The sequence below is a fragment of the Streptomyces pluripotens genome (assembly GCF_000802245.2).
Taxonomy (GTDB): domain Bacteria; phylum Actinomycetota; class Actinomycetes; order Streptomycetales; family Streptomycetaceae; genus Streptomyces; species Streptomyces pluripotens.
Genome location: NZ_CP021080.1, coordinates 6,011,470 through 6,032,445, shown reverse-complemented (window position 1 = coordinate 6,032,445; position 20,976 = coordinate 6,011,470). Strand labels below are relative to the sequence as shown.

General features: G+C 69.8%; 18 protein-coding genes and 1 pseudogene. 8 read left to right on the top strand and 11 right to left on the bottom strand.

The genetic code is table 11. From position 1 onward, the window contains the following. Window positions 1-342 precede the first annotated feature (342 nt). The 3 genes from cyc2 to LK06_RS26815 all read right to left on the bottom strand — a co-directional run bounded on the left by cyc2 (window position 343) and on the right by LK06_RS26815 (window position 4,961). Window positions 343-2,505, bottom strand: a complete 2,163-nt coding sequence (cyc2, locus tag LK06_RS26825) for a germacradienol/geosmin synthase Cyc2 (RefSeq protein WP_039648506.1) — start codon at window positions 2,503-2,505, stop codon at window positions 343-345. A 264-nt stretch (window positions 2,506-2,769) separates the two neighbouring features. Next, window positions 2,770-3,417, bottom strand: coding sequence for a ScbR family autoregulator-binding transcription factor (locus LK06_RS26820; protein WP_039648508.1), 648 nt, complete (start codon window positions 3,415-3,417; stop codon window positions 2,770-2,772). An 890-nt stretch (window positions 3,418-4,307) separates the two neighbouring features. Further along, window positions 4,308-4,961: a hypothetical protein gene (locus LK06_RS26815; RefSeq protein WP_039648510.1), complete on the bottom strand. Its 654-nt coding sequence runs from the start codon at window positions 4,959-4,961 to the stop codon at window positions 4,308-4,310. A gap of 666 nt (window positions 4,962-5,627) precedes the next feature. On the opposite strand from LK06_RS26815, the gene LK06_RS26810 reads away from it, so the two are divergent. From LK06_RS26810 to LK06_RS26800, 3 genes are all read left to right on the top strand, one after another. Further along, complete coding sequence (locus tag LK06_RS26810; protein WP_039648511.1) at window positions 5,628-6,332, top strand: DUF6230 family protein; 705 nt, start codon at window positions 5,628-5,630, stop codon at window positions 6,330-6,332. Between the two features lie 5 nt (window positions 6,333-6,337). Continuing rightward, window positions 6,338-6,814, top strand: coding sequence for a DUF6114 domain-containing protein (locus LK06_RS26805; RefSeq protein ID WP_234367516.1), 477 nt, complete (start codon window positions 6,338-6,340; stop codon window positions 6,812-6,814). Between the two features lie 218 nt (window positions 6,815-7,032). Beyond that, a complete protein-coding gene (locus LK06_RS26800) occupies window positions 7,033-8,049 on the top strand; it encodes a sporulation protein (RefSeq protein ID WP_043407821.1) in 1,017 nt (338 codons plus the stop codon). 151 nt (window positions 8,050-8,200) lie between these two features. Here LK06_RS26800 and LK06_RS26795 read toward each other — a convergent pair. Beyond that, window positions 8,201-8,566 (bottom strand): annotated as a pseudogene (locus LK06_RS26795) (ArsR/SmtB family transcription factor). A gap of 175 nt (window positions 8,567-8,741) precedes the next feature. Between LK06_RS26795 and LK06_RS26790 the strand changes: the two are divergent. Continuing rightward, the gene (locus tag LK06_RS26790) at window positions 8,742-9,197 is read left to right on the top strand and encodes a tellurite resistance TerB family protein (protein WP_039648514.1); all 456 of its coding nucleotides are present in this window, start codon (window positions 8,742-8,744) and stop codon (window positions 9,195-9,197) included. Between the two features lie 242 nt (window positions 9,198-9,439). Here the strand turns inward: LK06_RS26790 and LK06_RS26785 are convergent, their stop codons facing one another. Further along, window positions 9,440-10,363: an ABC transporter substrate-binding protein gene (locus LK06_RS26785; RefSeq protein ID WP_039648515.1), complete on the bottom strand. Its 924-nt coding sequence runs from the start codon at window positions 10,361-10,363 to the stop codon at window positions 9,440-9,442. 290 nt (window positions 10,364-10,653) lie between these two features. Here LK06_RS26785 and LK06_RS26780 point away from each other — a divergent pair, with 290 nt between their 5' ends. The 4 genes from LK06_RS26780 to LK06_RS26765 are packed head-to-tail and all read left to right on the top strand — an operon-like array spanning window position 10,654 to window position 14,800. Next, entirely contained in the window at window positions 10,654-13,314 is a 2,661-nt protein-coding gene (locus tag LK06_RS26780; RefSeq protein ID WP_043407816.1) for a sensor histidine kinase, read from the top strand. After that, complete coding sequence (locus LK06_RS26775; protein ID WP_039648517.1) at window positions 13,311-13,787, top strand: roadblock/LC7 domain-containing protein; 477 nt, start codon at window positions 13,311-13,313, stop codon at window positions 13,785-13,787. The genes LK06_RS26780 and LK06_RS26775 overlap by 4 nt, the downstream gene beginning before the upstream one ends. A gap of 16 nt (window positions 13,788-13,803) precedes the next feature. Continuing rightward, on the top strand, window positions 13,804-14,214 hold the full coding sequence (locus LK06_RS26770; RefSeq protein WP_039648518.1) for a DUF742 domain-containing protein: 411 nt from the start codon (window positions 13,804-13,806) through the stop codon (window positions 14,212-14,214). Continuing rightward, window positions 14,201-14,800, top strand: coding sequence for a GTP-binding protein (locus LK06_RS26765; RefSeq protein ID WP_039648519.1), 600 nt, complete (start codon window positions 14,201-14,203; stop codon window positions 14,798-14,800). Before LK06_RS26770 ends, LK06_RS26765 begins: the two co-directional genes overlap by 14 nt. A gap of 55 nt (window positions 14,801-14,855) precedes the next feature. On the opposite strand, the gene LK06_RS26760 is transcribed toward LK06_RS26765, so the two are convergent. The 6 genes from LK06_RS26760 to murC all read right to left on the bottom strand — a co-directional run bounded on the left by LK06_RS26760 (window position 14,856) and on the right by murC (window position 20,774). Further along, on the bottom strand, window positions 14,856-15,524 hold the full coding sequence (locus LK06_RS26760) for an ABC transporter permease (RefSeq protein WP_043407813.1): 669 nt from the start codon (window positions 15,522-15,524) through the stop codon (window positions 14,856-14,858). Next, complete coding sequence (locus LK06_RS26755) at window positions 15,521-16,174, bottom strand: ABC transporter permease (protein WP_039648521.1); 654 nt, start codon at window positions 16,172-16,174, stop codon at window positions 15,521-15,523. Before LK06_RS26755 ends, LK06_RS26760 begins: the two co-directional genes overlap by 4 nt. Continuing rightward, entirely contained in the window at window positions 16,171-17,301 is a 1,131-nt protein-coding gene (locus tag LK06_RS26750) for an ABC transporter ATP-binding protein (RefSeq protein WP_039648522.1), read from the bottom strand. The genes LK06_RS26755 and LK06_RS26750 overlap by 4 nt, the downstream gene beginning before the upstream one ends. A 198-nt stretch (window positions 17,302-17,499) precedes the next feature. Continuing rightward, a complete protein-coding gene (locus LK06_RS26745; protein WP_052269694.1) occupies window positions 17,500-18,801 on the bottom strand; it encodes a PP2C family protein-serine/threonine phosphatase in 1,302 nt (433 codons plus the stop codon). Between the two features lie 113 nt (window positions 18,802-18,914). Then, window positions 18,915-19,322, bottom strand: coding sequence for a peptide-methionine (R)-S-oxide reductase MsrB (gene msrB / locus LK06_RS26740; RefSeq protein ID WP_039648611.1), 408 nt, complete (start codon window positions 19,320-19,322; stop codon window positions 18,915-18,917). 57 nt (window positions 19,323-19,379) lie between these two features. Next, window positions 19,380-20,774, bottom strand: coding sequence for a UDP-N-acetylmuramate--L-alanine ligase (gene murC / locus LK06_RS26735; protein WP_039648523.1), 1,395 nt, complete (start codon window positions 20,772-20,774; stop codon window positions 19,380-19,382). Between the last annotated feature and the right edge of the window lie 202 nt (window positions 20,775-20,976).

Below are 20,976 nucleotides of genomic sequence, written 5' to 3'. Positions count from 1 at the left end.
GCTGCTTGAGCGGGCCCGGGACCGGGTGTCGGCGGGGCTGGACCAGGCTCGCTGGACCGCGGGGCGGGCCGGCTCGCCTCGGCCCCGCTCGTACGCTGTCCGGGGTCCCGGACACGCTCGTCCTCCCAGGCGACGGCTCCCTGTCCCACTGGCAGGAGGTGATCCTCGCCCGGTGCGTCGCCCGGGCACACCACGCACTGGCCGACGCCCTGGCCGGGCGGACCTCTGGGAGGAGGCCCGCCCGGTCCAGGACGGCGGGGACGCGATGCGCGGCGAGCCGCGCGGAGCGGCCCGCGACGGACTGGACGGGCTCGCTGCCGAGGCCGCGGAGCGGATCAGGAGTCAGCTGACCAAGTGGACCGGTGGCGCCGGTGCCCGGCCGGGCAGGAAGCCGTGGGTCCGGCTGCCCAGCCACTCGGCCTTGTACCGATCGACCTTGCGGTGCCAGTTCAGGATGCCCGCCAACCAGTTCTGTAGGTCGAGGACATAGGCGTCCATGGCTGCCCGCCCCTCCGGGGACAGCCCGAAGTCCTCGTACAGCAGTGGTAGTTCATGTGCGATCACATGCTCGAACTGCTGCATGCGCTGGGTCATCAGATCGTGCACGACTCCGAGGGCGGCCGGATAGTCCACGCCGAAGAAGTTCTGCACGACCAGGATCGCGTTGTGGATCTCGCCCTCATACTCGATCTCCTTCTGGTACGAGAAGACGTCATTGAGCAGGCAGGCGTAGTCGACGGCGGCGTTCTCCAGCGAGCGGACCGGGCCGCTGCGGTACACCTCCGGCGGAACCGCAGGGCCGTGGCCCATCCGGCACAGGCTCAGAGTGAGGTCGGAGCCGAACGTGGAGCGCCTCATCTCCAGGTAGTCGACCGGATCGGGGACGCGGTTCTGCACGTGGTTGGACAGTTCCCACACCCAGCTCTCGGTCATGGTCTCCACGGCCGCCTTGAAGGTGTGGCGCTGTTCCGTCGTCATTCCTGACGTGGTGCGCGCCCACAGGTCGGCCAGCGACCGTTCCATGGCGTTGGCGGGAACGACGGTGGGTGCGCCCTCGACCGGCATGCACGCCGCGAGCCGGGCCGTACTCACCCGGGCGGCGACCAGGTCCCGACGGTGGCCGTAGACGAGCGGGTAGTAGTCGTCGCCGTAGGTTCCGAAGGCGAGCCACTGGGCACTGAGGTCGAGGGCTTCGGGGGTGGCGTCCGGGTCGAGCCCGGCGGAGCACAGTGCGAGGTCGTACGCGGCGAGCTTGTCCTCGTCCCAGACGCCTTCCTGGAGGATGCCGACCTGGTGGCACCAGGTGAGGAGGTTTGCGCGGGCGGCGTCCAGGTGGGGGCTCAGCTCCAGCCCGAACGGCATGGAGAACTCGGGCAGCAGGGAGGGGCCGACCTTCTGGTAGGGCACATGCGAGTAGCCCCGCAGGCGTTCCCGGGCGGCCGACGCGAGCAGCGCGCCGACGCCCGCGGCCGAGGTGCCGGGGCCCTTGGGGATCTGCCACGGCGAGGTTGAGCGGGCCCCCGCGTTCATGTAGCGGCTAGACCGCATGTGCCACTCGTGTCCGCCGGACTGCCAGTCCTGGAGTCCCTTGGCGTAGGCGGCCACCGCGGCGACCTCGTCCGGGGCGAGGCCCCGTTCCAGGGCCACGGCCGGAACCTCGGTGAGTGCGGTGTGCTCGAACTGGTGCAGGCGTGAGGTGAGGATGTCGTTGACGGTGTCGGCGGCCTCCTGGGTGGTACCGCCGAAGAACTTCTCCAGGACGAGCACCCCGTTGCTGTTCTCGCCCTCCTCCTCGACCTCACGCTGATAGGAGAACAGGTCGTTGCGCAGGTGGACCGCGTCGGAGAACGTCTCCATCAGGACCCGCAGCGGCCGACTCCCGGCGACGGCGGCGGGCACCTCTGCGGTCGCGTACTCCACCAGCCCCGCCGACCAGGGGGCTCCGCCGACCTTGCGGCGCATCTCGATGTACTCGACGGGGTTGGCGATCCGCCCCTCGTTGATGTTGGACAGCTCCCACATGGACTCATTGAGCAGGTGTTCGGTGGCTACGGAGAAACGGCGGCGCCAGTCCACGGACATCGACGGCACAGTGCGTGCCCACAGGTCCTTCAGCCCCGCCTCGACGGGGTTCCGCGGCTCGGGGACGGGCGTCGCGAGGTCGAGCGGCATGAACAGCGGCAACCGGTCCAAGTGTGCCTTGCCGGCGGCACGGTCCTGGGTCCGTTTGTACATGTCGAGGAAGTGGTCGTCGAAGAAGAACACCCACACATACCAGTCGGTGATCAGCGAGAGAGCGGCTCCGTCGCAGTCGGGGTGGGTGTATGCGCACAGGAGCCCGTAGTCATGCGCGTCCAGGTCGGCCTGCTCCCAGACCCCGGAGCCTTCCAACATGCCCATCTCGCGGGCCCATTCGGTCGAGTGGGCGCGCGCCTCGTCCAGGTGCGGGTTGAGCCGTGCAGGATACGGCATGTAGAAGTGCGGGAGTTCGAACGGCTGCGTCATGGCCGGGCCCTACCCGCGGCCCCCCAGGCTCATCCTGCCTCCGGTACATGATCACACCATCGCGTGAACCGCCCCCGAAACCCTGAACTTCCGCCCCCTTGCGGATACCGCGGGGTCGCCCCTTCCGCGGGATCTCCGCGGTGGTTTGGCCCCGGGTCCGGCCGCGAGGCGCCGCTCGGTCGGCGCGCTGTGCGGGTACCAGCCGGGTTCGTCGCCAAGGATCACGGATGCGAAGGGTGTGTCCGTCCGGCGCCCTGGGCACCGTCAGGCGGTCCTGGACTCCCGCTCCAACTGCGTGGCGAGGGTGACGTAACGCGGACGGCGGTGCACCGGGACCAAGCCCCTGATCACGAGGTGCCACATCTCGGCCACTCTACGCGGAAGCCGTCCGACCGGTTCGAGCGAGCGGCCCGCGATCCGGGTACCGACGAAGAAACAGACGAGGGAGTGCGCGACTGCACCGACATCGAGATCGCTGTGCACATCGGCCTCGCGGACGGCCCCGGTGAATTTCCGGGTGGCGAAATCCAGCGACTCGTTGAACGGGTGTCGCAGCGGCGCCCGTACGACGACGTCCGCCGTGGCGAGGCGTAGTCCGGCGCGCGGCACCGGGTCGTCCACGGCGAGCCGGGCGATCCCGAACGTGGTGCGCATCAGGGACTCCAGCGACGAGCAGCCGCGGCTCTCGACGTCGGCCACGAGTTGCCGCGCGGCCCGGGCCTGCAGTTCCAGGATGGCGTGGGCGAGATCTTCCTTGGCGGCGAAGTGGAAATACAGCGCGCCCTTGGTGACCTTCGCGTGTGCGACGATATCGCTCAGACTGGTGGATTCGTAGCCGTGCCGGTCGAACAGGTCGGCGGCGGCTGTGATGATCGTTGCCCGGGTCTGTTCGGCGCGTAACTGCCTCGCCATGTTCTGGTCCCTCCTCGCAGCTCGAACGAACAGGACATGCGGTTTGTTTTGACCCCTTGCACACGATAACTCACCGTCTGCCAGCAGTGAGTCCAGCACAGAGCCCCACTCCTCGACACGTGTCACCCGCATGTCCGGTACCGAGCGGGCCCGGGCGTGGCGGGAAACTCGGTCTGTGCATCCAACCCGGGAACGGACCGGGCCAGAGCGCTCCCTCCCTCCGTCGCCCGACCGTCCGGCAGAGGCGGGACACCGCGCGGTGGCATCCGTGATCGCAACGATACGAGCCGGGCAGGCGGCTACTCAACGGGGCCTCGGAGGCAGCGGGAAACAGCCGACCCGGTCGGTGCTTCGCCAGCGCGGAACACCAGCGCCGCCCACGATCAGGGGGGCTGCCCGCCGGGGCCGGCCCGTGCTTCCGAGGGCGGCGGTGCCGTGGTGCGGCAGCCTGCCGGGCTGCTGTCACCGCGCGCATGCGCCGGTCGCCCCGGGGACGGCCGGCGTGCGGGGGCGGTGCCGACCGTGGACGGCAAGAGTGCCGCAGGCATGGTGGGGAAGGTCGCGGGACAGAGAGCCGATTGCGCACCAGGCACCGGGCACCGATCTGCTCCGCGGGACCAGTGGGCGAAGCAGACGCGCGGGAGTGCGGGAGTCGTTCGAACCGTGCCCGCCCGGCCGGTCACGACCTGCCGCACCGGTCGGACCGTTCGGCCCCGGGATGGCGGAACGACAGCACGCCGGACACGTATCACTCGTGTTCCGGCGTGATCTTCCTGGCGTGCGTCCCTCCGGCCCCGGAAACGACTTCGGCGGCGCCGGGTGCTGGTTCACACCGGGACGCCGCCGTCGCGTCGTGTCCGGGCTGATGCCGGACTCCTCTGACGCGTTGTTCAGTTGACGTAGACCGCGGCACCCGTGTCGGTGACGGGGGCGTACTTGGCAGTGAAATAGCCGTTGGCGAAACACAGCGACGAGCCGGAGCTCTTGGTGAAGTGCTGGTCAGTGAAACTGATGCTGTTGTCGGAGTTGTCGGCCTTGCCGGCCAGACCTGCCGCCTGGTAGACGCAGGTGATCGTGCCCAACAGGGTACGGAGCTTGACCGTGGTCTGGACGGTGGATCCGCTGGAAGGCGAGACGGTGAGCGTGCCGTCGGAGGCGACCGTGGCGGTGTAGGGAAGGTTGTCGACCCTGATGCCGGTGACCCCGAGAACGCCGAGGACGTTGCTGGTGCAGCTACTGCTGTCGAAGGTGTGCGCGACGACGGACTCGGTGGCCGTGCCGGGGGCGGCCGGATTGCTGGTGACCGTGGCGGTGAACTGCGAGGACGTGCAGGTGACTCCACTGGTACCGGCCGCACTGGAGTAGAAGGTGGCGGAGGTGCCGGTGGCCAGGGGCGCGGAGAGGGTGTCGCCGACCGCAACGGCCGTGCCACCGGGGCCGCCAGTGGTGAGGACTGCACCACCGGCCGCGGAGGCGGGGCCGGCTGCCGTGAGGGCGAGCGCCGTGGCGGTGCCGGCGAGGGCGAGGAGGGAGCGGATGCGCATGCGGGTGCCTCTTTCCTGAGTGGGGCCGGACGAGGTGACGTAGGGGGAATGGCGAACCGTGTGGGGGTGCCGCCGACGCAGGACCGTTACGCCTTCTCCGTACGCAACGGGCCCGCGCGGCGGCAGGGCGGACACCGGCCGAAGGACCCGGGGGAAGGCCTTCGACCGGGCCGGACAGTGGGACGGCCGGACACGAGCCGGGGTGGAAGGGACCGTGCCGGAGCCGCCGTGACGTGAGCTATTGCCGTGAGCCGACCGGAGGGTTGCTGCGAGCCGGCTGGACGTCCGGCGTGAGCCCACGTGAGCGGTGACCGCGAAGAGGGTCGGAAACGCGACCGGGAACACGGCCGTACCCTCGGCGGATCCGGCGCCACGGATCCGTGGAAACAGGGCAAGTTGTAGACCTGATTAACCGTCACCGTCAAGCAGAAGATGGGGAGTTGTGGAAATCGAATGCATGGCGCCCACACCCGGCGCGCATTTTTCACATCTCCCTTGACCCTTCAAAGTAACCGGCGGTAACTTCCTCTGAGGCTACTGCCGCGTAACGGTAAAGTCCTCGCTCCCGCCGGGAGTGCGGGGAGACGAACGCGCAGCTGCTGTCCGCGCCAGGACACCGAGCCACTGAAGCCCAGCCCGCATTGATCCGTGCACATGGGAGCAGACATGGCCTCGTCCCCAGACGTCCCCTCCGTCGGCAACACCCCTGACGATCCACGACATGACAACGATTCCCCCTCCGCGGCGTCGAGCACCGCCGGGACCGGTGCCGGCGGCGCGAGACGAGGGCGGGTCCGCGGACGCCGAGCCGCGGTGATGGCAGTTCCCGCCACCCTCGTCGCCGCCGGCCTCGCCGTTCTCACCGCCCAGGGGGCACTCGGAGTGCAGTTCGCGATCTCCGGCATGCCGTTCACGGTCACCGCGACAGAGCTTGACGGCACCGGGTTCGAACAGTTCGGCGCACTCGACAACATGGCGGAGGGCAGCCCCAACGCCGGTGACACCGGCGGCCAGGTGCTCGTCGTCACCTCCGCGATCAAGAACGCCACCCTCACGAAACTGTGCCAGAGCGTCGACCTCGGCGGCATCAACCTGAAGATCACCGCCGGGGACGGCGCCGAGAAGGTGACCGCGAGCGACCTGACCACCGACTCGACCACGCTGTCGGGAAACGCGGCGTTCGACAACATCGAGATCGGCAACGACGCGAGCACGCTGACCGAGGCGGGTGTGAAGGGACCGAGCGGTGTCTTCAGCCAGCAGGCCGATACCGTGCACATCGCCGCACTGCGGCAGACCAACTATGCAACTACCGCAGGCGTGTTCAAGCTGCCAGGACTCCATCTCAGCTTCAGCGGCGCGGGGTGCTGATCGCGGTGCCGGATCGCCCTCGTCAGGGGCCTCGGCCCGCCTTCCGCCGGTGGCGGGCCCACCGGCCGTTCTGGGGCGGGTTGCTGCTCGCCCTGGGCGGCAGCGAGATCCTGCTCACCGAGAAGGCCTCGTTGAAGGTCGTGATGCACATCGGCATGCAGGGTCTGGCCGGCTATCTGCTGCCGTCCCTGATGGTGTTGCTGGGCCTGCTGATCCTCTTCAACCCCTCCCAGCGGCTCTTCTACTCCGTCACCGGCGTGCTGCTCTCGCTGGGCACCTGGCTCACCTCCAACCTGGGCGGCTTCTTCCTGGGGCTCCTCCTCGGCGTCACCGGAAGCTGTCTCACCTTCGGCTGGCTCCCGGACCAGGAACCGCGCCGTGGTCGCCGTAGACGCGGGAAGCGGGCACGGACCGAGCTGACGGACGGCGCCGAGGAAGCAACAGGTGCCAAGGGCACGGCAGGAGCGGCACAGACGGCTTGAAGAAGACGGGGAGCACACAGCGGAGCGGAGCGCGGAACGCGGTCCGCAGGACGGCCCCGGAGTGGGGCTGCGACCGGAGCAGCTCCGCACCCTCTCGATGCTGCATGTCACCCGGAAGGGTGAGTTGGGAACTTCTTTACCCTTGCTGCTAGTTCATCGGGCAGCCGGACGGCGGTGTCTCGCCGTGCGGACGATGCGATGAACGAAGGAGCTGCGGCGTGGTGTTCAAAAGGCTGCTGGGTGCGATGGGCGTCGGCGGCCCCGGCGTGGACACGGTACTGGACGGCGGCCCAGTGCTGCCCGGTGGCGCGTTGACCGGACGGGTGCTGCTCAGGGGCGGCGAATCGGCCGTGGGGATCGAGCACATCGGCCTGGAACTGATCGCTCGCGTCGAGGCGGAGCACGAGGACGCGGAGAGCGAGGGCACGGTCGTCTTCGATCGGTTCACTATCTGCGGCTACTTCCGGCTCGGCGAGCACGAGGATCGAGAACTGCCGTTCAGCGTGCCGGTCCCGTGGGAAACCCCGATCACGGAGTTGCACGGCCAGCCGCTCGGCATCGTGCTGGGAGTCCGTACGGAGGTCAGGGTGGCCGGTGCCCGGGACAAGGGCGATCTGGATCCGCTCGCCGTCCGTCCACTACCCGTGCAGGAAGCGGTCCTGGAGGCACTCGGCCAGGTCGGTTTCGGCTTCCACTCGGCCGATCTGGAGTACGGCCGCATCGGCGGTACGGGCCAACAGTTGCCGTTCTACCAGGAGATCGAGTTATTCCCGGCCCCGCAGTACGCGCACGCGGTGCAGGAGGTCGAGCTAACCTTCCTCGCCTCCCCCACGGGCGTCGAGGTGGTGCTCGAGGCGGACAAGCGGGAGAGACCGCACTCGTCCGGGCACGACGCACTGGCCCGGTTCGAGCTGCGCCACGATGACGCGACGAGCCTGGACTGGAACAGAGAAGTCGAGAGCTGGATGGCCTGGTTGACCGAACACCACCATGCCCACAGCGGTCACCCGGAACACCACCACGGCGACGTGCCGCACCCCGACCACCACCCCGGCCACGACGATCACCGTTGCGGACCGGGCCTGGGTACGGCCCTGGCCGTGGGCGCTGCGGGCCTCGCCGTCGGTGTGGTGGGCGGTCTGGTGGCCGCGGAAGTCGTGGACGAGATCGGTGACTTCTTCGAGGACGACCAGGGCGACGAGGACGGAGACGACGGAGACGGAGACGACGGCTGAGTCCCCGCCCCGCCCGGCAGGGCGCCAGCCACGCGCCGCTGCGGGGTGCCCGACCCACCCGCCTCTTCGCCCTCCCGCACCGGGGCTGTCCGGGGTCGGTCGAGCGGCTGCAGTCAGGCGCCGCAGGTCTTGCGGAGGTACCGGGACGGGCTCAGCAACCCGGGAAGCGGGACGCCGGACGCAGGTCGGCAACCGTCCGCGCGGCGAGCCGCCCGACGAAGGCGTACGACGTCGATGACGACGGCCCGTGCCGCTCCGGCGACGAAGTGCACCTGGCGACGGCTCTCGCGGCGCGAGTGAACGAGTCCGGCGAGCCTGGGTTGGGTGAGGTGCTGGCTGACGGCGGGCAGCGCTCCCCCGACCTGCTCGGCGAGCCCGGTGACAACGCTCTCACCCTCGATCAGCACCCCCACGGCATGCAGTCGGACCGGCGAAGCGAACAGCCGGGGGAGGCGGCCGCCTCGGCGGGCATTTCGCCCGAGGGGTGCTGGCCATCGGTGCCGGGCTGTGTCGTCACTGCCGCCTCCTCCCGCGCCGCCACGTCGGTGTCGACGGTGCTGTGCTCGGTCCGCTTCCGGGAATTCAGTCCAGGTCTGCGGAACTTCCCCGCCGTCTCACGAGTTTCCACGGTGCCGCAGAAATGTCTGTCGGAGTGCTGTGGACGCACCCGACCGTGGATACAAGGAGTGCACATGGCCCTGTGGGACCGCATCAGGGAATCGGCGTCGCAGATGCAGACCCAGTTGGTTGCGAAGAAGAACGACCTGAAGAGCGGCGCCTTCCGCGACGCGAGCATGGCGATGTGCGCCCTCGTGGCTGCTGCCGATGGGACCGTTGACCCGTCGGAGCGGCAGCGGGTTGCCCAACTCATCGCCACGAACGAGGTTTTGCAGAACTTCTCGGCGGATGATCTCAGGCGCCGCTTCGAGGACAATCTGAACAAGCTGACGACCGACTTCGCCTTCGGCAAGGTGAGTGTGCTGCAGGAGATCGCCAAGGCGAAGAAGAAGCCGGCCGAGGCACGGGCCGTCATCCAGATCGGTATCGTCATCGGCGGGGCCGACGGCGACTTCGACAAGACCGAGCAGGCCATCGTGCGCGAGGCGTGCTACACGCTCGACCTGCCGCCGCACGAATTCGACCTCTGATTCCGCCTGCTGGGCGCGCTGAACCCCCGCGCTGGCCGTTTCGGCCCGTCGTCCCGTCCTACCGGTCCGTTGGCCGATCCGCCGGCTGGGGCGTTCGGCAATCGGTTCGGCGCACGCTCGGCCCGGAAGCCGGGCCCGCCGGCACCAGCGGTGCGGATCGGCGCAGTGGAACCCGCTGTGGGTGCCCCGGAGTCCGGGGCACCCACAGCGTCACATCGGTGGTCGTGCTACCCGGTGCGGTGTCAGGAGAGACCGGCGGACTTCAACCATGCCTTCGCCACGTCCAGCGGGTCCTTGTTCTGCGCCTGAACCTGGGTGTCCAGGTCGAGCAAGGTCGCGGTATCGAGCTTGGCCGAGACCGCGTTGAGCGCGTCCACGCCCTTCTGGGGCAGCGCGCCCTTGTGGACGAGCGGCTGGACGTTCTCGAAGCCGAAGAGGTTCTCCGGGTCCTGCAGGACGACGAACTTCTCCTTGGAGATGGTCGGATCCGTGGTGAAGACGTCAGCCGCCTGCACGGCGTCCTTCTTGAGCGCAGCCTGGGTGAGCGGGCCGCCCGCGTCCAACGCCTTGAAGGACTTGAAGTCCACTCCGTAGACGGACTTCAGGCCCACCAGCCCCTGGTGACGGGTCTGGAACTCGGGCGAGCCTCCGATGACCAGGCCCTTGGCTATGCCTTTGAGGTCTGCGATGGAGGACTTCCCGGTGAGGTTGTACTTCTGCGCGGTGGCCGCGTTGACCGTGACGGAATCCTTGTCCTGCGCCGACGAGGGTTGTAGCAACGTCAGCTTGGAACCCAGCTTGGCCTTGATGGCCGCCGTCGTGGCCTCGGTGGTCTTCGGCGTGGCCTTGGGGTCGAGATAGGCCAGCAGTGCCCCGTTGTACTCGGGCAGGACCGAGATCGAACCGTTCTTGATGAGCCCGTAGGTCGTCTCGCGACTGCCGATGTTCGGTTTGTAGGTGACCGTGATCCCCTTGGCCTTGAGTGCCTCGCCGTAGATGTCGGCGAGCAGGTTGCTCTCGGGGAAGTTGTTGGATCCGACGACAACTCCCTTGTCGTCGCTGGAGGAGCAGCCCGCCAGCAGAGCCGTCGCCGCCACGAGGGCGAACGTCGCTGCCGCGCCTCGGTTCCTCCGGATGAACCTGCTGATATGGGTCGTGGAAGTCACCCTCTGATCCAATCCAGCCGGTTCTCGGTCAGTCAAGTACCACAGTCCACCGATTGGCATCGATCTGTGCTCAGTTGTGCACGGAGCGCGGTCTCTTCGTAACAGATTCTTGATGAAAGCCGCGCGGATCGATCGTTTAAGGAGCCTGTAGGCTCGGGGCAGTTGCCACCGGCCACAGCGTGCACGGGGCCCGCTTCGGTGTCGTGACGCAGGCGTTTCGGGGGTGACGACGCCCCCCAGGCGCGGGGATGGCCGAACCCCCGAGGCAAGACACCCACGAAGGAGGCCCGGTGTCCACGAACCAGGTGGACGCGCCTGCCAGGCACGCCCCCACGCGGAGCGGAGCACGGGGTTTCGCCGACCGCTGGCCCTTCAGGCGCAAACTCAACCTACTCGTCGGTATCCCCCTCGCGGTCATCACCTGCCTGCTGTCCTACCTGTTCACCGATTTGGTGCAGCAATCCGGCAGCGCCGCGTCGGCCGCCCAGCTCGTACGTGACAGCGCCCAGGTAGCTCGACTGGTCGACCGGGTAGAGGCCGAACACCAGCAGGCGATCCTGCTCTCCGCGCGCTACGAGTCCGGGGACACCAAGCCGTCGAAGTCCGCCTACCGCGCGGCGCAGAAGGCGGTTGACTCACAGGTGGAGAAGGTGCGCGAAAGCTTCGGTGAGCAACTGCCGGAGCGCGAGGCGCAGGCCTTGCACGAAGTCGGCGGCCTCACCAGCCTGCGCACCTCGGTGGAGCGTTCGTACCTGCCGGCCGACAACATCGACCCGGCCTACACCAACGCCTCGCAGGGACTGATCGACGGGCTCAGCCTCGACCGCAACACCGACCTGGCCGCCACCTTCACCGGCAACCTGCTCGACTCCCTGCTGCGCGCGGATGCCGCCCACGGGGCCTTCGAGACCAACGTGTTCGCCGCCACCACCGGGGACACCAACGCGCAGATCGAGTTCACCAGCGCGGTCGGTGCCTACGACCTCTACATCCACCAGGCCGACCGGTTCGCCCGGTTCGCCACCGAGGAGCAAACGGACCGGCTCGGCGGCATCGAGCACACTCCGGCACAGCGTGAGATCGCTCAGGCCTTCGCCGAGCTGCAGGTCGATGCAGGTCAGTTGCAGGCGCAGGGGCAGAGGCAGATCCGGCTGGCGGTCCAGGGCTCACTGGCCGGCTACCCCGCCTATCCCCAGCAGGCCGCCGCCCGGTTGAAGATCACCACCTCGCTGATCGGGGAGATCGCCGACCGTGCCGACGGCGCCGCCACCTCCGCCCGTTGGCGGGCGGGTCTGCTGCTGAGCGGCGCGCTGATCGCCTTCGTCCTGTGGATCGCGTTCGCCGTACTGGTGCGCCGCTCGGTGATCCGGCCCGTGCAGGCGCTCACCGGCGCGGCGCAGGAGGTCGCCGAGGTCGCGGGGCGCGAGCTTGCCCGGGTGGCCGACGACGACGCCGAGGACGACGGACCGCCCCGGCTGCGGGACATGCCGGTCACCGCGCGTGACGAGATCGGCGACCTGGCCGAGGCGTTCAACCGGGTGCAGACCACCGCCGCCGCGCTGCTGGAGCGTCAGGTGCTCAGTCGACGCAACACCGCCGAGATGTTCGGCAACGTGGGCCGACGCGTGTCGAACCTGACGACACGCCAGCTCACGCTGATTGATGCGGTGGAACGTGGTGAGACCGACCCCGCTCTGCTGGAACGCCTGTACTCCATCGACCACATCGCCGTGCGGCTGCGCCGCAATGCCGACAGCCTGATGCTGCTGGCCGGCATCCGCGAGACCGTGCTGGAGGCGGGGCCGGCAGCGTTGTCCAACGTCGTGCGGGCAGCGCTGGGACAGATCGAGGGCTATCAGCGGGTGCGGCTGTACGCGGCGGCGGACGCCATGGTCGATCCGGACGTCGTCGGCGACCTGACGCTGATGACTGCCGAACTCTTGGAGAACGCCGTCGGGTTCTCACCCGAGAGCAGCCCGGTCGAAGTGACCGTCCGCTCCGGTACCGACGGCGCGCGCGTGGCGATCACGGATCACGGTCTCGGCATGAGCGCCGAGCGCCTCGCCGAGGAGAACGCCAGGCTGGTCCGGCGCGAACGCCTGGATCTGATGCCGACGAAGGTGCTGGGCCTGTTCGTGGTGGGCGCGCTGGCCCGCCGTTGGGAGATCGGGGTAGAGCTGACCCGGACGCCGGGCGGCGGTGTGACGGCGGAGGTGTCCCTGCCCACGTCTGTGCTGCTGATGCTCAACCCGCAGGCGGACACCCCGGTCACCGTGACGCCGGGACCCGCCGCCGTGGTGTCCGGGCCCGTGCCGGCCCGTGGCGTACCGCGGCAGGCGTCGGTGGACAGCGCGCCCGGGAAGGCCGTGATCGTCGGCCCCGCCCAGGCCGAAGCCGCTCGTACCGATGTCGCCGGGCCACTCCCCCGCCGGATTCCGCGCCGCGAGCAGCAGTCCGGGCCGGTCCCGGACGGGACGACCACGACGGCTCGGGGGACCGGCACGGCAGCGGCCCGCACCGGCACGGTGACAAGCGGGTCCGATTCACCGGCCGCCGACAGGCCGGCCGCGGCGGCCGGCGAGCAGACCGCCGCGGTCAGTGAACAGGCCGCGGCGAGGCCCTCGGGTACCGGCCGCCCGCTGCGTCGGCGGGTCCGCGGAGCCACGTTGCCGTCCACCGCCGGCGCCGCTCCTGCGGTACCGCAGTCCGCGCGCCCGCTGGACGCGGAGGCCGTGCGCAGCGCGCTGGAAGAGTTCGAAGAGGCGGTGGAACGCGCCCAGCGGGACAGCGACACGGAAGGTGGCACCCGTCCTGAGCACACCCCCGCCCCGCATCCCGACGCCGCCGCCCGGTCGGCGCGCGCCGACCGGGCGAGCCCCGAACACGGGCGTCCCGCCCCGACCATCCCGCCGCACGACCAGAACCACCTTCCGGAAGGAGCCGAGCAGTGAGCACGTCGACAGGTGACACCCCGACGGACGGCACCACGCCATCCGACCTGCAGGCAGCCGCAGCCGACTTCACCTGGCTGCTGAACCGTTTCGCGACCGAGACCGCAGGCGTCGTCGACGCGATCGCCGTCTCCTCCGACGGTCTGCTGATCGCGGTGTCCCAGCTGCGCGAGCACGCCGACTCCGAGCGGCTCGCGGCGATCGTCTCGGGCATCACCAGCCTGGCTGCGGGCGCCTCCGGCAATTACGGGCTGGGGGGCTTGAACAAGGTCATCATCGATCTGGAAGGCGGCCACGTGATCGTCTCCGCGATCGGCAGCGGCGCCGTGCTCGGCGTCGTCACCGGCAAGGAGGCAAAGCTCGGCAACATCGCCTACGAGATGACGCTGTTCGCCAACCGCGCCGGGGCCGCCCTCAGCCCGCAGCTCGTCCTCGAACTGAAGAACAGCGTCGGCGCCACGTCGGCACGCTGAGGAGGAGACGGTTCCCATGGCGGACGGCACCCCGGGCTCGGACCCGGTCGGCCCCGCCCCCGCCGTACGGCCGTTCCTGGTCACCGCCGGCCGGGTGGCGGATGCCGCCTCCGGCCGGGCGCTGCCCCTGGAGACGCAGGTGGTGGCCACGCTCGCCGGTCTCGACGCGCTCGGCCGGCTCTCCTTCGAGCAGCACGACATCGTCGCCGCGTGCCGGCTGCCGCAGTCCCTTGCGGAACTCGCGGCGCGGCTGCGGCTGCATCTGAACGTGGTCCGCGTACTGGCCGAGGACCTGCGCGAGGCGGGGCAGCTGACGGTGTACGTGCCGGACGCCGAGGCCACCCACGACGCGTCAGTGCTGCGCAGGCTCATCGATGGTCTCAGGGCCATCCCCGACTCCCGAGGGGTATCGAGTGACACCGACTGAACCACTCGTCCGGGGCGTCGCCGCACGGGATGCCGTACGGCCGCCGCTACCGGTGAAGATGGTGATCGCGGGCGGCTTCGGGGTGGGGAAGACCACCGCCGTCGGCGCGATCTCGGAGATCGAGCCGCTGACCACGGAGGCGTCGATCACCGAGGTGGCGGCCGGCGTGGACGACCTCACGCACACGCCGCACAAGACCACGACCACCGTGGCCATGGACTTCGGGTGCATCACCATCGACCCGATGCTGAAGCTGTACCTGTTCGGGACGCCCGGCCAGGAGCGGTTCGGGTTCATGTGGGACGACATCGTGGAGGGCGCGGTCGGCGGCCTCGTCATCGTCGACACCCGGCGGCTGGACGACTGCTACGCGGCCGTCGACTACTTCGAGCACAAGGACATCCCGTTCGCCGTCGCGGTCAATGCCTTCGACGGGAAGGTGGAGCACTCCCTGGACGAGATCCGCTGGGCGCTGGACGTCTCCGGCGGAGTGCCGATCGTGGTGTTCGACGCCCGGGAACGCGGCTCGGTGCGGGACGCCCTGCTCGTCGTCCTGGAACTGGCGCTGGCCCGCACCGAGCAGTAGCGGTGTCTGGTGCTGTGTGACGGTCATGCCGACGGCACTCGGCTCGGCCCGACCGTCAGCCGCTGCGTTGCACCCCCGGTGACACCGTGAGCCGCGACGCCGCCCAGAACACCGCGAGGGTGACGAGGGCGAGCACGGCGACCAGGGTGGCGCCACCGACGACCTTCTCGTAGTTGCGCTGGAAGAGGCCATCGATGATGTACCGGCCCAGTCCGCCGAAGCCGATGTAGGCGGCGATGGTGGCGGTGGAGACGATCTGGACGGCCGCCGTGCGCAGGCCGCTGAGGATCAGCGGCAGGGCGACCGGCACCTCCACCTGGAGGAGGACGCGGGCCTCGGGCATCCCCATTCCCCGTGCCGCGTCCACTGGGGAGGGGTCCACGGAACGAATCGCTTCGTAGGTGGTGACGAGGATCGGCGGTACGGCGAGTACGACCAGCGGGACCATCACCGGCATCAGGCCGAGGCCGATCCAGATGAACATCAGCACCAGCAGGCCGAAGCTGGGCAGGGCCCTGCCAGCGGTGGCGATCAGCGCGAGTGCGTTGCCGCCGCGCCCGTAGTGGCCGGTGACTAGGCCGATGGGCAGGGCGATCACGGCCGCGAGCAGCAGGGCTTCCAGCGAGTACTCGATGTGCTCGGCGAACCGGGCGGGGATGCCGTCGTAGCCGTGCCAGTGGGCGCCGTCGCTGAAGAAGGCGTGCACGAGATGCAGTACGTTCACCGGGCCGCCCCCTTCCTCGGCATCCAGGGCGTGAGAAGCAGACGGACGAGGACCAGCAGAGCGTCGGCGAGGATGCCCAGAACCGCGGTGGTCAGCACGGAGTTCACGGCCAGTGCGGGCCGGTGGTAGGTCTGGGCGTCGTAGAGCATGTTGCCCAGGGCCCCCTGGTTGCCGATGAGCATGCCGACGCTGACCAGGGAGAGGCTGGACACGGTCGCCACCCTGAGGCCGGCGAGGATCGCGGGGACGGCGATGGGCAACTGGACCTGGAGGTAACGGCGCACCGGCCCAAATCCCATAGCCTGTGCGGCGGCCAGGGTCTCCTGCGGGACCGATCGGACACCATCCACGATCGCCGGGACCAACACCACCAAGCTGTAGACCGCGAGCGGGATCATCACGGTGGTCTCGCTCTGACCGAAGTAGTCGATGAGGACGACGAAGAAGGCCAGTGACGGGATGGAGTAGAGCACGGTGGTGACGCCGAGGACGGGCGGGTAGACCCAGCGGAACCGTACGCAGAGCTGGGCGACGGGCAGGGCGATGAGCAGTCCGGCCAACACCGGCACCAAGCCTTCGCGCAGGTGCAGACCGATGAGTCCGAAGTAGCCGTGCTGCAAGTCGCTCGGGAGGTCGAAGAATCCGTTCATCGCGCGGCCTTCACACCGAGGTCCTGGGCCACCTGGCCGTGGGCGGCACGAATGGCCTCGCCGATGACCTGCTGGGAGACGACACCGACGGCGCGTCCCTGGCCGTCCACCGCGACGGCCCAGCCGGTCGGTGAGAGCACGGACCCGTCGAGCGCGGTGCGCAGCGAATCCGTGCCGGGCAGGAAGGGCCTTCCGTGGTCGATGAGCTGGTCGCGGTCGATGGCTCCGGCGGTGAGACGTTCGGGCTCGCTCCAACCGAGCGGCTTGCCGTCAAGGTCGGTGACGAGGAGGTAGGGGGCCTCGGCCCGGGAGGCGATCTTCGCGGCGTCCGCGTCGATCCCCACGATGGGGGCGGTCTGCAACTCCAGCCTCCCGGAAGGGAAGAAGGACAGCCGACGGATGCCCCGGTCGGCGCCGAGGAAGTCCTCCACGAAGGAGTCGGCGGGCGCGCTGAGGAGTTCCGCGGGCGGGGAGAACTGGGCGAGACGGCCGCCGGTGCGGAGCACGGCGACCATGGTACCCAGCTTGACCGCCTCATCGATGTCATGGGTGACAAAGACGATGGTCTTGCCCAACTCATCTTGGATGCGCAGGAGTTCGTCTTGCAGTCCCTTGCGCACGACGGGGTCGACGGCAGAGAACGGTTCGTCCATCAGCAGCACCGGCGGGTCGGCGGCGAGCGCCCGGGCCACGCCAACACGCTGCTGCTGCCCGCCGGAGAGCTGGTACGGGTACCGCTTGGCCAGGGTGGCATCCAGCCCGACCCGCTCCATCAGCTCCGCCGCCCGGGCGCGCGCCTCCTGCTTGCTCCAGCCGAGCAGGCGGGGCACGGTGGCTATGTTGTCGAGGATGGTGCGGTGTTGGAAGAGTCCGGCGTTCTGGATGACGTAACCCATGGAGCGCCGCAGGGTGTTGACCGGCTGTTGCCGGATGTCCATACCGTCGATCAGGATGCTGCCGTCGCTGGGCTCCACCATCCGGTTGATCATCCGCAGGGTCGTCGTCTTGCCACAGCCGGACGGCCCAACCAGGACGGTGATCGCGCGGTCAGGTATGTCCAGTGACAACTGGTCGACCGCGACCGTGCCGTCCGGGTACCGCTTCGTGACTGACTCAATCCGTATCAAAACGCCGAATACCCTTCGGGTTTGGCAGTTCTCCGCCCACTTCCGACCACGGTTGTCGATACGCGGGCCGTTGCGGGAAGAGTTTAGACCGCGCGGGTTCCGGCACTCCGGCGGGAGACCGCAGGCGGAAGGCTGCCGCAGCAGCGAGCGGCCGACGTGACGCGCAACCGGCATCGCGGTACGACCGGTTGCGGTTGCTCAGCCGGGCGAGCGGTCTGCCGGAGCGGAGTCCGCGTGGGTGCCCCGCCTCAGGTGCGAGCGGGCGGCGAGGACGGCCACGTCGTCTTCCGCGTGCCGGGCGTCCAGACGGGCGAGGATGGTGTCCAGGACCGCGTCGACCCCGTTGCAGTCGGTGAAGCTGAGGGCGGCCAGACGGGCGAGGGAGTGGTCGATGTCCTCACCGCGGTGCTCCACGAGCCCATCGGTGAACAGCACGAGCGTCTCCGCATCCGCGAATTCGTGGGTGGCGGTCTCGTAGCCGCCGAGTCCGGTGCCCAGGGGCGGTCCCACGGGGACGGGCAGCAGGGCCGCCTCGCCGCCCCTGGTGATGAGCACCGGCGGCAGGTGACCGGCGCTGGCCACGGTGACCTGCCCCCGGCCCGGATCGACACGGGCGAGCAGACAGGTAGCGGGCCTGCGGTCCGCCTCCCCGGAGGCAATGTCGTCCATCTGGCGCAGCACGCGGTGCGGGGGCAGGTCGGAGGAGGCGATGTAGCGCAGAGAGGAGCGGTAGGCGCTCATGTCGACGGCGGCTTCCAGGCCATGCCCCATCACGTCGCCGACCACCAGGAGGGTGCGGCCGAAGTGCAACCGGACGGTTTCGCACCAGTCGCCGCCGACCAGCGCACTCCCGCCGACCGGGAGGTAGCGGACGGCGACATCCAGGTTGGGGTGCGGGCGGCCGGGTTCGGCCAGCAGGGCGCGTTGCAGGTCGCTCGCGGTACGACTGACCTGCTCGTACGCGCGGGCGTGCCGGATGTGGGAGGCGGCACGCTCGGCGAGCAGGGCGGTCAGCTCGGCCTCCGCGCGGGCAAGCGGCCCCCCGGCCCGGGCCCACACCAGGACACCGTAGGTGTCCTCCCCGCTGGTCAGCGGCGCGCACAGTGCGGTCCGGGCACTGGTGCCGTCCGGGTGCTTCAACCACGGCTGCGCCACCGGACCGCCCTCGGATACGACCGCCTCCCGGGCCACGGCGGTGGCCCACCGGGCATCGGGCAGCAGGCCAGGGTCCCCCACGATCGCCTCGTAGCCCGATACGGCCTTCCCCGTCCGACGCACCACTGCGGCCGCCCCGCCTGCCAGCCGCAGAACAGCCCGGGTCAGCTCGGCGCAGGTCGTGGCCTCGTCGAGGGTCGTGCCCACACCGGCCAGCGCCTCGCGCAGCGTGCTCAGCCGCGCTGCGGCCCGCGCGTTCTCGCCGGAGGCGCCGATCTCACGGCGGTGACCGTCGCCGGGCGCGGGCCTGCGACGGGACTGTATCCAGCGCGCCACACCCAACACCCTCACAGGATCTCAAACCGGTGCGTGCAGGGCACCGGTCCCGGAGCCCCTCGGCCCCGCCGACCTCGGCACGGACGCTTCAGCACGGACCGCTCGGTTCGGGGCGCTCGCGGTCAGTCCTCGGCGGGGGCCAGCCGCAGGGAGACGGAGTTGATGCAGTACCGCTGGTTGGTCGGGGTCGGATACCCCTCACCCTCGAACACGTGCCCGAGGTGGGAACCGCAACGGGCACACCGCACCTCGGTCCGGACCATGCCGTGGGAACGGTCCTCAACCAGTTCCACCGCGTCGGTGCCCTTGGGATCGTAGAAGGACGGCCAGCCGCAGTGCGAGGCGAACTTGGTTTCGGAGGTGAACAGGTCGGCACCGCAGGCACGGCACGAGTACACCCCCTCGGTCTTGGTGTCCGTGTACTCGCCGGTGAAGGCCGGCTCGGTGGCGGCCTGACGCAGCACGGCGTACTCGGCCGGAGTCAGCTCCGCGCGCCACTGCTCGTCCGGCTTCTCGACCTCGTACGACATGAACCTCAGCCCCTTCGCTGCTGCCTGCTGCCTGCTGCTTGCTGCTGTCACGGCTGCTCACTGCTGCTGCGACAGGCGGTCCAGGATCCGCGGGCCCAGGTCGGTCACGTCGCCCGCGCCCATAGTGAGAACGAGGTCCCCGGGCTGCGCCATTCCCGCGATCACCACGGGGATCTGCGCCTTGTCGTGCACGGCGGTGACATCGGCGCCGGCCGCACGCGCGGCCTCGATGATCAGGTCGCTCGTCACGCCCGGGATCGGGTCCTCGCGGGCGGGGTAGACGTCGAGCACGGCAGAGGCGTCCGCCAGAGCCAGCGACCGGCCCATCTCCTTGCCCAACTGCTGGGTGCGGGAGAAGAGGTGCGGCTGGAAGACGACGAGGATGCGGGAGTCACCGGCGGCGGCGCGCATCGCCTCCAGGTCCGCGGTCATCTCAGTCGGGTGGTGGGCGTAGGAGTCGATCACCTGTACACCGGCTGCTTCGCCCTTGAGCTGCAGGCGCCGCTTGACGCCGGTGTAGGCGGCGAGCGCGGGCGCCAGCCCGTCGGCCGGAATCCCGAGGGCGGCACCAGCGGTGAGCGCGGCGACGGCGTTGAGGGCGTAGTGCCGCCCGGGCACGGACACCGTGAAGGTGAGTTCCCGCCCGTCGAGCAACACGGTGACCCGGCTCTTCAGCCCCTGCGGGACGATCTCCAGAACCCGCACGTCGGCATCGTCTGCCTCACCGTAGGTCACGGTCCGCACGGACCCGGCCAGCCGCCGGGTCAGCTCCCGCGCCCCCGCGTGGTCGGCGGAGATCACCAGCGTGCCGCCGGGGACGATCTTCCCTGCGAAGGTCTCGAAGGACTCGTAGATCTCGTCCATGGAGGCGTAGTTGGCGTGGTGGTCCAGCTCGACGTTGAGGACGATGGCGACCTCGGGAGCGTATGTGTGGAAGCTGCGGTCCGATTCGTCCGCCTCGGCGACGAAGACGTCCCCCGCGCCGTGCAGGGCGTTGGAGCCGGGCGCGTCCAGATCGCCGCCGATCGCGTACGACGGCTCCCGTCCGAGCTCGGTGAGGGAGACGGCGAGCATGGAGGTGGTGGTGGTCTTGCCGTGGGTGCCGGCCACGGCGATCGGCCGCAGCCCGTCCATGAGCGCCGCCAGCGCGTCCGACCGGTGCACCACCGGAATCCCCAGCTCGGCGGCACGCACCAGCTCCGGGTTGTCCTCACGGATCGCCGACGACACGACGACGCAGCTCGCGTCGTCCGCGAGGTGCCCGGCCGCGTGCCCGATGTGCACGGTCACGCCCAGCGCCCGTAGCGCCTCGGCGGTCGCAGAGTCCTTGGCATCGCTGCCGACCACCTTCGCCCCGCGCTGCGCGAGGATCTTGGCGATCCCCGACATCCCGGCGCCGCCGATGCCGATGAAGTGCGGTCGGTCCATGGCGGCAGGCAGGCCGGGCGTCATGCGTTTCTCCCAGGTACGGTGCGGGCTGAAGCACGCCTAGCCTATGCGCTCGAACGCCGGGTCCATCGCAAGGGGCGGGCGATGCCACGGCCGCCCGCCACGAGGCTGTCAGGAGTCCGGCCGGTGTCCGCGTACAGCGCGTCTGGGGCCGTCGGACCCGGGGCTGTTGAACGGGCTGGACGCCCGTCGGCAGTGCGGCGCG